Source organism: Shinella fusca (genome assembly GCF_014203155.1).
Classification (GTDB): Bacteria; Pseudomonadota; Alphaproteobacteria; order Rhizobiales; family Rhizobiaceae; genus Shinella; species Shinella fusca.
Genome location: NZ_JACHIK010000005.1, coordinates 67,094 through 79,449, shown reverse-complemented (window position 1 = coordinate 79,449; position 12,356 = coordinate 67,094). Strand labels below are relative to the sequence as shown.

Sequence of the window (12,356 nt, the reverse complement as noted above, 5' to 3'; positions counted from 1 at the left end):
GCCGCGTGACGCCTTTCGTCGCCCCGCGGCATTCCTCCGGAGCCCCGGCCGCGCCCGTTTTGCGCCGTCCGTGCCGGTTCCGTCTTTGATATTACGGAGATAGCCATGTTCGGCTGGTTCGAAAGACGTTTGAATCCCTATCCTTCCGAGGCGCCCTCGCTGCCGCCGAAGGGCCTTTTCGCCTTCCTGTGGCACTATACGAAGCCGGCGGCGCCGTGGCTTTTCGTGCTCGGCTTCTGCTCCATGGCGCTCGGCATCGCCGAGGTGCTGCTGTTCCAGTTCCTCGGCAATATCGTCGACTGGCTTTCGGCGGGCGATCCGGGCACCTTACTTGCCCGCGAGGGCGGCACGCTCGTCTGGATGGCCGTGCTGCTGCTCGTCCTCATTCCGGGCATCGGCGCGCTGCACACGATGACCATGCACCAGGCGCTCGCCGGCAATTTCCCGATGATCGCCCGCTGGCAGATGCACCGCTACCTCATCCGCCAGAGCATGACCTTCTTCTCCAACGAGTTCGCCGGCCGCGTCTCGACGAAGGTGATGCAGACGGCGCTCGCCGTGCGCGAGACGGTGATGAAGATCATCGACGTCTTCATCTATGTCATCAGCTACTTCGTCTCGATGATCGCGATCATCGCCTCGGCGGACCTGCGCCTCGTCGTGCCGCTGATGGTGTGGCTGGTCGTCTACCTCGGCATCCTGCGCTATTTCGTGCCGAAGCTCATGGTGGTCTCGCGCGAGCAGGCGGATGCGCGCTCGATGATGACGGGCCGGATCGTCGACAGCTACACCAATATCGCGACGGTCAAGCTGTTCTCCCATGCCGGACGCGAGGAAACCTATGCCCGCGAAGGCATGGACGGGTTCCTCCAGACCGTGCACAGGCAGATGCGGCTCATCACCGCCTTCAACATCGCCATCGACATCAATAACGTCGTCGCGATGGCCCTGACGGCTGCGGTCGGCATCTATTTCTGGATGTCCGGCGACGTGACGGTCGGTGCCGTAGCGGTCGCCGTCGGCCTTGCCATGCGCATCAACGGCATGTCGCAATGGGTGATGTGGGAAGTGACCGCGCTCTTCGAGAACATCGGCACGGTCTTCGACGGCATGGGCATGATGACCAAGCCGCACGACATCAAGGACCATCCCGAGGCGCCCGCATTGCCGGTCGCGAGGGGCGCGATCCGCTTCGACCACGTCCGCTTCCACTACGGCAAGAACAAGGGCGCGATCGAGGACCTGTCGCTCGACATCGCCGCGGGCGAGAAGGTCGGCCTCGTCGGCCGCTCCGGCGCCGGCAAGACGACGCTGATGAACGTGCTGCTGCGGTTCTACGATCTCGAAGCCGGCAGGATCACCATCGACGGCAAGGACATCGCCACGGTGACGCAGGACAGCCTGCGCTCGCAGATCGGCGTGGTCACGCAGGATACCTCCCTGCTGCACCGCTCGATCCGCGACAACATCGCCTACGGCAAGCCGGAGGCGAGCGACGCCGAGATCATCGAGGCGGCCAAACGCGCCAATGCCTGGGAGTTCATCGAGGGGCTTTCCGACCAGCAGGGCCGCTCCGGCCTCGACGCGCAGGTCGGCGAGCGCGGCGTGAAACTCTCCGGCGGCCAGCGCCAGCGCATCGCGATCGCCCGCGTCTTCCTGAAGGACGCGCCGATCCTGGTGCTGGACGAGGCGACCTCGGCGCTCGATTCGGAAGTCGAGGCGGCGATCCAGGAAAACCTCTTCGCCCTCATGCAGGGCAAGACGGTGATCGCCATCGCGCACCGCCTGTCGACCCTGACCGAGATGGACCGCCTCGTCGTTCTCGACAAGGGCCGCATCCACGAGACCGGCACCCACGCCGAGCTCGTCGCCAAGGGCGGCATCTACGCCGACCTCTGGACCCGCCAGTCCGGCGGCTTCATCGCCGACGACGCCGAGGCGGAGCCGGAAGTGGCTGCGGAGTAAGCCTTCGAAGACGCCCTTCTCGAAAGGGGAGGGTGTCTTCCTATTTGTTCTTATCTGTTGGGATAAGTTGAGAATCCTGCTATAGAGAACGAAGAGGAAGGAATGCTGCGATGGCGACGATCACGATCTCCCTGCCCGATACCCTGAAATCTTTCGTCGAGAGCCAGATCGAGACGAAGGGCTACGGCAATGTCAGCGAATATTTCCGCAGCCTCCTGCGCGATGCTCAGGAGAAGGAAAAGGACGCACGGCTGGAGGCGTTGCTGCTCGAAGGCCTCGCTTCCGGAAAGGGCGATGTCCCGGATGCTGCCTTCTGGACGGAGCTGAAGACCGAGGCCGCCCAGCTTCTTGCAGCGCGTCCGCGCAAAAGCGGCGCGCGTTGAAAACCCTCGTCCTTCCTGCCGCCCGTGCGGATATCGTCCGGCAGGTCGGTTATTTCATCGAGATCGGTCAGGAGCATATAGCCGACCGTTTTCTCGTCGCTGCCCGTATCGCCATCGAGCATCTTTCCCATACGCCGCAGGCAGGAGCGCCGCGCCCGATGAAGAGCCCACGGCTTGCAGGTTTGCGGACGTGGCCGATCGAGGGATTCGACGATATGAAGATCTATTATCTCGTCGCCGATGACGCCCTCACGGTCGTTCGGATTCTTCACGGGCGACGGGATATCGAGCGGATTTTGGAACGGTAGCTTTCCGATCTTTAATTTGCCCGCCGTTCAAAACGGCCTATATCGGGGGCATGATCTTCCGGCCGCTTTTCTCCTTCTTCGAGAACTGGATACAGCCCTTCGCGCGGCGGGACGACCTGCGGCCGCCGCGGGAGCTGTCCGCCTTCGTCTGGTTCTATGTCCGGCAGGCCAAGGCGCCGTTCGCCGCGCTCCTGGTGCTCGGCGGCATCACGGCGGGGATCGAGGCGGCGACGTTCTGGTTCGTCGGCCGGCTCGTCGACATGCTGGCGACCGTGAAGCCGGGCGAGGGGTGGAGCGGGCTTCTTGCCGCGCACGGGCCGGAACTCCTCATGATGCTCGCGCTCATCGGCATCGTGCGCTTCGCCGTCGCGTTCCTTGCCGCGCTGGTCGACCAGCAGGTCATCACGCCGGGCTTTTATAATCTCGTGCGCTGGCAATCCTATGTGCATGTGGCGCGCCAGTCGCTTTCCTTCTTCCAGAACGATTTCTCCGGCCGCATCGTCACCAAGGTCTGGTCGGCGGGGCAGGCGACGGGCGACGTCATCACCTCGTTCCTCGAAAGCATCTGGTTCGTGACGATCTACACGGCCTCGACGCTGGTGCTGCTCGGCCAGCTCGACTGGAGGCTGGCGGCGGTGCTTTTCGTGTGGCTCTCGGTCTTCGCCGTGCTGGCGCGCTACTTCGTGCCGCGCATCCGCGAGCATTCGCGCCAGTCGGCCGAGGCGGCCTCGATGATCAGCGGCCGCATGGTCGACGCCTATTCCAACATCCAGACGCTGAAACTCTTCGGGCGCGACGAGGCGAACGACCGCTACATGCGCGATGGCTTCGATGTCTTCCAGACGACGATCCTCGATTTCACGCGGCTGCTCACGTCGCTGCGCGCCTCGCTCGCCTTCCTCTCCGGCCTGATGATCGCCGGCATGGCGGTGCTGTGCATCCACCTCTGGCTCACCGGCCTCATCAGCTCGGGCGCCGTCGCCTTCACCATGGCGCTGGTGCTCAGGCTGAACTTCCTGCTGAACCGGCTGATGACGCAGCTCAACAGCATCATGCGCAATATCGGCACGATCCAGAATTCCGCCGACCTCATCTCCCAGCCGATCGGCCTCGTCGACAAGCCGGATGCGCCGGCGCTGACGGTCGAGCGGCCGGATGTCCGCTTCGAGAATGTGCGCTTCCACTACGGCCGCGCCTCCGGCGTCATCGACAATCTCTCGCTCTCCATCCGGCCGGGCGAGAAGGTCGGCATCGTCGGGCGCTCGGGCGCGGGCAAGTCCACGCTCGTCAACCTGCTGCTGCGCTTCTACGATCTGGAAGGCGGGCGCATCCTCGTCGGCGGCACGGATATCGCGACGGTCACGCAGGAGAGCCTGCGCGCCAATATCGGCATGGTCAGCCAGGATACGGCGCTGCTCCATCGTTCGATCCGCGACAACATCCTCTTCGGCAATCCCGATGCGAGCGAGGCCGAGATGATCGAGGCGGCCCGGCGCGCCGAGGCGCACGACTTCATCCTTTCCCTGGAAGACCAGCGCGGCCGGACGGGCTACGACGCCCATGTCGGCGAGCGCGGCGTAAAGCTCTCCGGCGGCCAGCGCCAGCGCATCGCCATTGCCCGCGTCATGCTGAAGGACGCGCCGATCCTCGTGCTGGACGAGGCGACGTCGGCGCTCGATTCGGAGGTCGAGGCGGCGATCCAGTCGAACCTTGAGCGTCTGATGCGCGGCAAGACCGTGCTCGCCATCGCGCACCGCCTGTCCACCATCGCCGCGCTCGACCGGCTGATCGTCATGGATCGCGGCCATATCGTGGAGGAGGGGACGCATGGCGCGCTCGTTGCGAAGGGCGGGCTCTATGCGGATCTGTGGTCGCGCCAGTCGGGCGGATTCCTCGGCCATGAGGACGCGGCGCAATAGGACGGCCAAGCGTCGTATTTCGCTGGCTTTTTCACTTCGGAAATGCCGAATGTTCAGGGCGATGCGTCCGGCCTGTCAAGATGGCCCGTTTTTCCCGCGACAATGTGCCCACCTCCCCTTGCCAAGGCTGGACATAATTTGCGATCAAGCATAGAACGCGCCGGATTGACGGGGAATCTATGGCCGTATTGTGTCCGGATCTTGCCGGTTTCCAAAGGGGCGTTGCGGGTTTCCGCGAGACTTTGCGTGAGAGGATGGTTTAGCCGTGAGCGAACACGAGACAACAAGCGAATCCCTGGGCGAGCCCACTCGCCGCGATTTTCTTTACCTGACCACGGGTATGGCGGGCGTCGTGGGCGGCGTGGCGGTCGCCTGGCCGTTCATCGACCAGATGCGCCCGGACGCGTCCACGCTGGCACTCGCCTCCATCGAGGTCGACGTCTCCAGCCTCGAGCCCGGCATGTCGCTGACGGCCAAGTGGCGCGGCAAGCCGGTCTTCATCCGCAACCGCACGGACAAGGAAGTGGAAGAGGCCAAGGCCGTTCCGCTGACCGACCTCAAGGACCCGGTCGCCCGCAACGCCAACATTCCCGCCGATGCCGAAGCGACGGACGTCGACCGTTCGGCCGGCGAGGGCAAGGAGAACTGGATCGTCATGATCGGCTCCTGCACCCATCTCGGTTGCGTTCCGCTCGGCCAGGCCGGCGATTTCGGCGGGTGGTTCTGTCCCTGCCACGGTTCGCACTACGATACAGCAGGCCGCATCCGTAAGGGTCCGGCACCGCAGAACCTCGCCGTGCCGACCTACTCGTTCGTATCCGACACAGTCATCAAGATCGGTTGAGGGGACTACTGATAATGAGTGCTGAACATTCAACCTACCAGCCGACGACTGGCATCGAAAAATGGGTCGACTCGCGCCTGCCTCTGCCGCGCATGATCCATGACAGCTTCGTTTCCTATCCGGTTCCGCGCAACCTGAACTATGCCTACACCTTCGGCGCCATGCTGTCGGTTATGCTCATCGTGCAGATCCTCACCGGCGTCGTGCTCGCCATGCACTATGCCGCCGAGACCTCGGTCGCGTTCAATTCGGTCGAGAAGATCATGCGCGACGTGAACCACGGCTGGCTGCTGCGCTACATGCACGCCAACGGCGCGTCCTTCTTCTTCATCGCGGTCTATCTCCACATCGCCCGCGGCCTCTACTACGGCTCCTACAAGGCGCCGCGCGAAATCCTCTGGATCCTCGGCGTCGTCATCTATCTCCTGATGATGGCGACCGGCTTCATGGGCTACGTCCTGCCCTGGGGCCAGATGTCCTTCTGGGGCGCGACGGTCATCACCGGCTTCTTCTCGGCCTTCCCGTGGGTCGGCGAGTGGATCCAGCAGTTCCTGCTTGGCGGCTTCGCGGTCGACAACCCGACGCTGAACCGCTTCTTCTCGCTGCATTACCTGCTGCCCTTCATGATCGCCGGCGTCGTCGTGCTGCACATCTGGGCGCTGCACGTCACCGGCCAGACGAACCCGACGGGCGTCGAGGTGAAGTCCAAGACCGACACGGTCGCCTTCACGCCCTATGCCACCGTCAAGGATGCGCTCGGCGTTTCGGTCTTCCTGATCGTCTTCGCCTGGTTCATCTTCTACATGCCGAACTACCTCGGCCATCCCGACAACTACACGATGGCCAACCCGCTGAAGACCCCGGCCCACATCGTTCCGGAATGGTACTACCTGCCGTTCTACGCGATGCTGCGCGCCATCACCTTCAACGTCGGCCCGATCGACTCCAAGCTCGGCGGCGTCCTCGTGATGTTCGGCGCGATCATCGTGCTGTTCTTCCTGCCCTGGCTCGACACGTCGAAGGTCCGCTCGGCCGTCTACCGTCCGTGGTACAAGCTGTTCTTCTGGCTGTTCGTCGCCAATGCCATCATGCTCGGCTGGCTCGGCGCCCAGCCCGCGGAAGGCGTCTACGTCGTCCTCTCGCAGCTCGGCACGCTCTACTACTTCGGCTTCTTCATCGTCCTCATGCCGCTCCTCGGCCTGATCGAAACCCCGAAGCGCATTCCGAACTCCATCACGGAAGCGGTTCTGGAAAAGAACACCGCCAAGGCCTGATCTGAGCGACGAAAGGAACAATGACAATGAAAAAGCTAGTCGCAGGCATTCTGTCGCTTGCCCTCGTCGCCGGCCTCGGCGTCTCCTTCGCCACGGCGGAGGATGCAGCGCCCGCCGCCGGTGCGGAGGCCGAACACGCCACGCCGCACTATCCCCTCCGCCACCCGAAGGAGCAGGAATGGTCCTTCGCCGGTCCGTTCGGCAAGTACGACAAGGGCCAGCTCCAGCGCGGCCTGAAGGTCTACACCGAAGTCTGTTCGGCGTGCCACTCCATGCACCTCGTGTCCTTCCGCACGCTGGAAGGCCTCGGCTATTCCGAAGCGCAGGTGAAGGCCTTCGCGGCGAACTACGAAGTGCAGGACGGCCCGAACAGCGACGGCGAGATGTACACCCGCAAGGCCCTGCCTTCGGATCACTTCCCGTCTCCGTTCCCGAACGACGAGGCCGCCGCCGCCGCCAACAACGGCGCTGCTCCCCCGGACATGTCGCTGCTCGCCAAGGCACGCGGCATCACCCGCGGCTTCCCGCAGTTCATCTTCGACATCTTCACGCAGTACCAGGAAGGCGGGCCGGACTATATCTACTCGCTGCTGACGGGCTACGACGAAGAGCAGCCGGCGAATATCGAAGTCGCCGAAGGCACGCACTACAACCCGTATTTCGCAAACGCCGCGGCGCTCGCCATGGCCAAGCCGATCTCCGACGACCAGGTCACCTATGACGACGGCTCGCCGCAGACGGTCGACCAGTACGCCCACGACGTCGCCGCCTTCCTGATGTGGGCCGCCGAGCCCCACCTGGAAGAGCGCAAGCGCACCGGCTTCATGGTCATGGTCTTCCTGGTGATCTTCACCGGCCTGATCTACCTGACGAAGAAGTCGGTCTACGCGAACAAGGAACACTGAGCGGTCTTCCCGCGCGGTTGAAAGGCGGCCTCCGGGCCGCCTTTTTTGTTGAGGCCGGCGGCCGCACCTGCAATAACCGGACGAAGCGCCGCAGCCGGGAAACCCTCATGTCCAGCCTGAAATCCACCGTCGAAGAAGAACTCATCGCCGCGATCCGCAATATCCCGGACTATCCCAAGCCCGGCATCGTGTTCCGCGACATCACCACGCTGCTCGGAAACCCGCGCGCCTTCCGCCGCGCGGTGGACGAGCTGGTGCATCCCTATGCCGGCATCGGCGTCGCCAAGGTCGCCGGCATCGAGGCGCGCGGCTTCATCCTCGGCGGCGCCATGGCCCACCAGCTCTCCACCGGCTTCGTGCCGATCCGCAAGAAGGGCAAGCTGCCGCACGAGACCGTGCGCATCGCCTACAGCCTGGAATACGGCGTGGACGAGATGGAAATGCACAAGGATGCGGTCAAGCCGGGCGAGAAGGTCATCCTCGTCGACGACCTCATCGCCACCGGCGGTACGGCGGAAGCGGCCGTCAAGCTCTTGCGCCAGATGGGCGCCGACATCGTCGCCGCCTGCTTCGTCATCGACCTGCCGGGCCTTGGCGGGCGCCGCAAGCTGGAAGCGCTGGGCGTGGAAGTGCGCACGCTGATTTCGTTCGAGGGGGATTGAGGCGGGTCCGGCGTTCGCGGCTCACCCCCCTCTGCCCTACCGGGCATCTCCCCCTCAAGGGGGGAGATTGGATGGAGTGATGTTTCGCCCTTCTCTAACGTTGCGATTTGAGCAATGCCCTTGCGTCTTGCCGATCTCCCCCCTTGAGGGGGAGATGGCCGGCAGGCCAGAGGGGGGTAAGCCCCCGCGCCCTCAAATAAACTCCAGCACCGTGCTCTCGAAGCGGATGACCGGCTCGTCGTTCTGGTTGCGGCCGGCGCAGAGGATCGTGTTCATCACGCGGTCCGGGTAGGAGGCAAGCGCGCGGGAGCCGAGGAGGCTCACAGAATAGGTGATCGTGTCGCCGGCGAAGACCGGACGCAGCCAGCCGAGCCTGGTGAAGCCCGGCGAGGGGCCGAGGTTCGGCGGCGTGATGCCCTTTTCCGCAAGCCGCCGGCATTCGCCCGCCCAGAAGGCGAGGAAGCATTTCATCCAGCCGGCGCTGGTGTGCCAGCCGGAAGCGCAGAGGCCGCCGAAGAGGGTATCCCTGGCAAGCTCCGCGTCGAGATGGAAGGGCTGCGGGTCGAAGTCCCGCGCAAAGTGCACGATATCCTCCGCCGTGAAGGTGAGGCTGCCGATATCGACCGTCTCGTTGAGAGCGTAAAGCTCAGTCATGCGCATGGCCGGCTCCCGTCGCCGCAAGGCGCATCATGTTGATATATTCGCAGACCGCGACGACCTCGTCGCGCTGGTTGGTCACCTCGGCGCGCAGGCGCACGATGCCGATCTCCGGCCGCGAGCGCGAGACGCGCGCCTCCAGCACCGCGCAATGGCCGCCGAGCGTATCGCCGGCCAGCACAGGGCGCTTCCATTCCATGAGGTCGACGCCGGGCGAGCCTTCCGAGGTCGAGCCGTTTATATAGGCCTCGTAGAGCATGCGCATCATCACGGCGCTGGTGTGCCAGCCGGAGGCGGCAAGGCCACCGAGGATGCTGGCCCGGCCGGCCGCCTCGTCGAGATGCATGGGCTGCGGGTCGAATTCCCGCGCAAAGGCGATGATCGCGTCTGCCGTCATCGTCCGCTTCTCGAATTCGAAGCGGCGGCCCGGCGTAAAGTCTTCAAAAGTATAGCTGGCCACGTCCCGTCCGTCCTGTTGCGGGCAGAGCATGGCGGGCGGGGCGGCCTTTTGCAAGCCTTGCCAGCGGCCCCCACGCGTTTAAGGTGCGGGTCGGCCGTCACCGGAGATTCGACCATGCAGACCTTGAAATCCGTGCTCGATGGAGCGGCCGGCGAGGGCCTCCTGTCGCCCGAGCAGGCGGCGCGGCTGCTGCCCTACATGGAGGCGCGCGGCGTCGGCCTCGCCGTGCCGGCAGCGGGCGCGGCGCTCGACATTGCCAGGCCGGCGGAGGCGGAGGTGATCGCCCCGGTCGAGGATACGGAGGCGCCGCGCTTCATCCGCGGCTTCCACGACGTGCTGATCACCATCGGCCTCTGCATCGCCATGGCCGGCGTCTGGGGCGTCGGCTCGCTGTTCGGCGTGCTGCCGGCGGTGATCGTCCTTGCCGAGATTCTGGTGCGCCGGCAGCGGCTCGCCCTTCCGGCGGTGGCGCTGACGCTGATCTTCGCGCACTGGATCTTCATGACGAGCATCGTCCTGCTCGAGGACCGGCTCGGGCCGGATGCCGAGCCGATGCTGCGCTTCGTGCTGACCATGCTGCCCTTCACGCTGCTGATGGGGCCGTTCTACCTGCGCTACCGCATTCCGCTGGCGCTCAGCCTGTGGATCGTGTCGCTTGCCGGCATCGCGCTCGGCCTCGTGTTCCTCGGCCTGTCGAGGGTGAGCGGGCAGGGGGATTTCATCCTCGCCCATCCCTCGGCTTCCGCGGCGATCTTCCTTGCCGGCGCGCTGGCGCTGTTTACGGTGGCGATGCGCTACGACCTTTCCGACCGCTTCCGGGTGACGCGGCGCTCGGACGTCGCCTTCTGGCTGCACCTGGCGACGGCGCCGGCGCTGCTCTATGCGATGCTGGCGCTGGTCTTCCTGAGGGATTTCAACGACGATGCCCTCTTCAGCGCCGAGAAGGGCCTGCCGGACGCGCTGATCGTCATCGCCATCGTCGCGGTGTTCATGACGATCGGCCTTGTCATCGACCGGCGCGCCTTCGTCACCTCGGGGCTGGTCTCCCTTGGGATGGCGACGGCGAGCATGCTGCGCAACACGGCCGCCGGGCCCGAGACCTACGTCTTCGTGACGCTGCTGATCGTCGGGCTCGTCGTGCTGACCATCGGGGTCGGCTGGCCGCATTTCCGGCGCTGGGCCGTCACGCCGCTGCCGCTGGCCCTGAAAGAGAAACTGCCGCCTCTTCGGTGAAGGGCGGCAGCGGGATCGGCAGAGACAAGCGATCTTACGTGTTGAAGCGGAAGTGGATGACGTCGCCGTCCTGCACCACGTATTCCTTGCCTTCGTCGCGGCCCTTGCCGGCCTCCTTGGCGCCGACTTCGCCCTTGTAGGCGATGTAGTCGTCATAGGCGATGGTGAAGGCGCGGATGAAGCCGCGCTCGAAATCCGTATGGATGACGCCGGCGGCCTGCGGGGCCTTGGTGCCGCGCACGATGGTCCAGGCGCGGGTCTCCTTGGGGCCGACGGTGAAATAGGTGATGAGGTCGAGCAGGTGATAGCCGGCGCGGATGAGCCGGTCGAGGCCGGCTTCCTCGAGGCCGAGCGCGGAAAGGAACTCGGCCGCTTCCTCCTCGGGAAGCTGGGCGACCTCCGATTCGATGGCGGCGGAAATGACGACGCATTCGGCGCCCTGTTCCTTCGCCATGGCGGCGACGGCCTCGGTATGGGCGTTGCCGGTCGCAGCGTCGGCTTCCGCGACGTTGCAGACGTAGAGGACCGGGTGCGAGGTCAAAAGGTTGAGGCCCTTGAGGATGTCGATCTCCTCGGGCGCCAGCGTCTTGAGGAGAAGGCGCGCCGGCTTGCCTTCGTTGAGGAGCTTGATGACGGCTTCCATGACCGGAAGCTGCGCCACGGATTCCTTGTCCTTGCCGGTGGCGCGCTTGCGGGTCTGCTCGACGCGCCGCTCCAGGCTCTCGAGGTCGGCGAGCATCAGCTCGGTCTCGATCGTCTCGGCGTCGGCGACGGGGTCGATGCGGCCTTCGACATGGGTGATGTCGGTGTCCTCGAAGCAGCGCAGCACATGCACCACGGCATCGACTTCGCGGATGTTGGCGAGGAACTTGTTGCCGAGGCCTTCACCCTTGGAGGCGCCGCGCACGAGGCCGGCGATGTCGACGAAGGAGATGCGCGTCGGGATGATCTCCTTGGAACCCGCGACGGTGGCGAGCGCCTTCATGCGCGGGTCCGGCACGGCGACTTCGCCGGTGTTCGGCTCGATGGTGCAGAAGGGATAGTTCGCCGCCTGCGCAGCCGCCGTCTTGGTCAGCGCGTTGAAGAGGGTCGACTTGCCGACATTCGGCAGACCGACGATACCGCATTTGAAGCCCATGGAGGTGGTCCGTTCGTCTCAGGAAAATCGTTGCCCTCGCTATGGGGGAAGGACGGGGCAGGGTCAAGGGCCTCGGGGCCGCCGGCCTTGAAGTCGCCCGGTCCCGGGTGCACAATGGAGGGCACACCGCGCGAAGCCGATGCGAGGAGCTTCCCATGAGCAACGGTGACACCGTCCTCACCCCGAAAACGACCGTGAAGCCGAAGCTGGAACGGCCGCGGCTCTACAAGGTCATCCTCGTCAACGACGACTACACGCCGCGCGAATTCGTCGTCCTGGTGCTGAAGGCCGTGTTCGGCATGAGCGAGGAGACGAGCCACCGCGTGATGCTGACCGCGCACAAGATGGGCACCTCGGTGGTGGTCGTCTGCGCGCGCGACATCGCCGAGACCAAGGCGAAGGAGGCGACGGACCTTGCCAAGGAAGCGGGCTTTCCGCTGCTGTTCCAGACGGAGCCGGAGGAGTAGGTCTTCGAGACCCCTCCCTAAATCCCTCCCCACAAGGGGGAGGGACTTACCGTGCGGCACCCTCCGCGTGAAAACTGAAGGGAAAAGCAGTCGTCTGGCGTTCTCCCCCCTTGTGGGGGAGATGCCGGCAGGCAGAGAGGG

General features: G+C 64.9%; 13 protein-coding genes. 10 read left to right on the top strand and 3 right to left on the bottom strand.

Features of this window, described 5'->3' with window-relative positions; genetic code table 11:
- Positions 1–105: 105 nt before the first annotated feature.
- The 8 genes from HNQ66_RS09490 to HNQ66_RS09455 all read left to right on the top strand — a co-directional run bounded on the left by HNQ66_RS09490 (position 106) and on the right by HNQ66_RS09455 (position 8,260).
- Complete coding sequence (locus tag HNQ66_RS09490) at positions 106–1,965, top strand: ABC transporter ATP-binding protein (RefSeq protein WP_184143477.1); 1,860 nt, start codon at positions 106–108, stop codon at positions 1,963–1,965.
- A 110-nt stretch (positions 1,966–2,075) separates the two neighbouring features.
- Positions 2,076–2,348: a type II toxin-antitoxin system ParD family antitoxin gene (locus tag HNQ66_RS09485; protein WP_184143475.1), complete on the top strand. Its 273-nt coding sequence runs from the start codon at positions 2,076–2,078 to the stop codon at positions 2,346–2,348.
- Entirely contained in the window at positions 2,345–2,656 is a 312-nt protein-coding gene (locus HNQ66_RS09480; protein ID WP_184143473.1) for a type II toxin-antitoxin system RelE/ParE family toxin, read from the top strand. Before HNQ66_RS09485 ends, HNQ66_RS09480 begins: the two co-directional genes overlap by 4 nt.
- A gap of 50 nt (positions 2,657–2,706) precedes the next feature.
- Positions 2,707–4,575 carry an ABC transporter ATP-binding protein gene (locus tag HNQ66_RS09475; RefSeq protein ID WP_184143471.1) on the top strand — a complete coding sequence of 623 codons (1,869 nt, stop codon included), beginning with the start codon at positions 2,707–2,709 and terminating at the stop codon, positions 4,573–4,575.
- Between the two features lie 265 nt (positions 4,576–4,840).
- Positions 4,841–5,419, top strand: a complete 579-nt coding sequence (gene petA, locus HNQ66_RS09470; protein WP_184143469.1) for a ubiquinol-cytochrome c reductase iron-sulfur subunit — start codon at positions 4,841–4,843, stop codon at positions 5,417–5,419.
- Between the two features lie 14 nt (positions 5,420–5,433).
- Positions 5,434–6,693, top strand: a complete 1,260-nt coding sequence (locus HNQ66_RS09465; RefSeq protein ID WP_184143467.1) for a cytochrome b — start codon at positions 5,434–5,436, stop codon at positions 6,691–6,693.
- 26 nt (positions 6,694–6,719) lie between these two features.
- Positions 6,720–7,598 carry a cytochrome c1 gene (locus HNQ66_RS09460; RefSeq protein WP_184143442.1) on the top strand — a complete coding sequence of 293 codons (879 nt, stop codon included), beginning with the start codon at positions 6,720–6,722 and terminating at the stop codon, positions 7,596–7,598.
- Between the two features lie 107 nt (positions 7,599–7,705).
- Positions 7,706–8,260 carry an adenine phosphoribosyltransferase gene (locus HNQ66_RS09455; protein ID WP_184143440.1) on the top strand — a complete coding sequence of 185 codons (555 nt, stop codon included), beginning with the start codon at positions 7,706–7,708 and terminating at the stop codon, positions 8,258–8,260.
- A gap of 192 nt (positions 8,261–8,452) precedes the next feature.
- Here HNQ66_RS09455 and HNQ66_RS09450 read toward each other — a convergent pair whose 3' ends face one another.
- Entirely contained in the window at positions 8,453–8,920 is a 468-nt protein-coding gene (locus HNQ66_RS09450; RefSeq protein WP_184143438.1) for a MaoC family dehydratase, read from the bottom strand.
- Entirely contained in the window at positions 8,907–9,407 is a 501-nt protein-coding gene (locus tag HNQ66_RS09445) for a MaoC family dehydratase (protein ID WP_184143436.1), read from the bottom strand. Before HNQ66_RS09445 ends, HNQ66_RS09450 begins: the two co-directional genes overlap by 14 nt.
- Before the next feature lie 84 nt (positions 9,408–9,491).
- Between HNQ66_RS09445 and HNQ66_RS09440 the strand changes: the two genes are divergently transcribed.
- The gene (locus HNQ66_RS09440; protein ID WP_184143434.1) at positions 9,492–10,610 is read left to right on the top strand and encodes a hypothetical protein; all 1,119 of its coding nucleotides are present in this window, start codon (positions 9,492–9,494) and stop codon (positions 10,608–10,610) included.
- Positions 10,611–10,644: 34 nt separating this feature from the next.
- Here the strand turns inward: HNQ66_RS09440 and ychF are convergent, their stop codons facing one another.
- Positions 10,645–11,748: a redox-regulated ATPase YchF gene (gene ychF / locus HNQ66_RS09435; RefSeq protein ID WP_184143432.1), complete on the bottom strand. Its 1,104-nt coding sequence runs from the start codon at positions 11,746–11,748 to the stop codon at positions 10,645–10,647.
- A gap of 155 nt (positions 11,749–11,903) precedes the next feature.
- On the opposite strand from ychF, the gene clpS reads away from it, so the two are divergent.
- Positions 11,904–12,215 carry an ATP-dependent Clp protease adapter ClpS gene (gene clpS, locus HNQ66_RS09430; protein WP_184143430.1) on the top strand — a complete coding sequence of 104 codons (312 nt, stop codon included), beginning with the start codon at positions 11,904–11,906 and terminating at the stop codon, positions 12,213–12,215.
- Positions 12,216–12,356 lie beyond the last annotated feature (141 nt).

Coding starts and splice junctions, on each gene's coding strand:
- HNQ66_RS09490 (WP_184143477.1), top strand. CDS start 106: ATGTTCGGCTGGTTCGAAAGACGTTTGAATCCCTATCCTTCCGAGGCG.
- HNQ66_RS09485 (WP_184143475.1), top strand. CDS start 2,076: ATGGCGACGATCACGATCTCCCTGCCCGATACCCTGAAATCTTTCGTC.
- HNQ66_RS09475 (WP_184143471.1), top strand. CDS start 2,707: ATGATCTTCCGGCCGCTTTTCTCCTTCTTCGAGAACTGGATACAGCCC.
- HNQ66_RS09465 (WP_184143467.1), top strand. CDS start 5,434: ATGAGTGCTGAACATTCAACCTACCAGCCGACGACTGGCATCGAAAAA.
- HNQ66_RS09460 (WP_184143442.1), top strand. CDS start 6,720: ATGAAAAAGCTAGTCGCAGGCATTCTGTCGCTTGCCCTCGTCGCCGGC.
- HNQ66_RS09455 (WP_184143440.1), top strand. CDS start 7,706: ATGTCCAGCCTGAAATCCACCGTCGAAGAAGAACTCATCGCCGCGATC.
- HNQ66_RS09450 (WP_184143438.1), bottom strand. CDS start 8,920: ATGCGCATGACTGAGCTTTACGCTCTCAACGAGACGGTCGATATCGGC.
- HNQ66_RS09445 (WP_184143436.1), bottom strand. CDS start 9,407: ATGCTCTGCCCGCAACAGGACGGACGGGACGTGGCCAGCTATACTTTT.
- HNQ66_RS09440 (WP_184143434.1), top strand. CDS start 9,492: ATGCAGACCTTGAAATCCGTGCTCGATGGAGCGGCCGGCGAGGGCCTC.
- ychF (WP_184143432.1), bottom strand. CDS start 11,748: ATGGGCTTCAAATGCGGTATCGTCGGTCTGCCGAATGTCGGCAAGTCG.
- clpS (WP_184143430.1), top strand. CDS start 11,904: ATGAGCAACGGTGACACCGTCCTCACCCCGAAAACGACCGTGAAGCCG.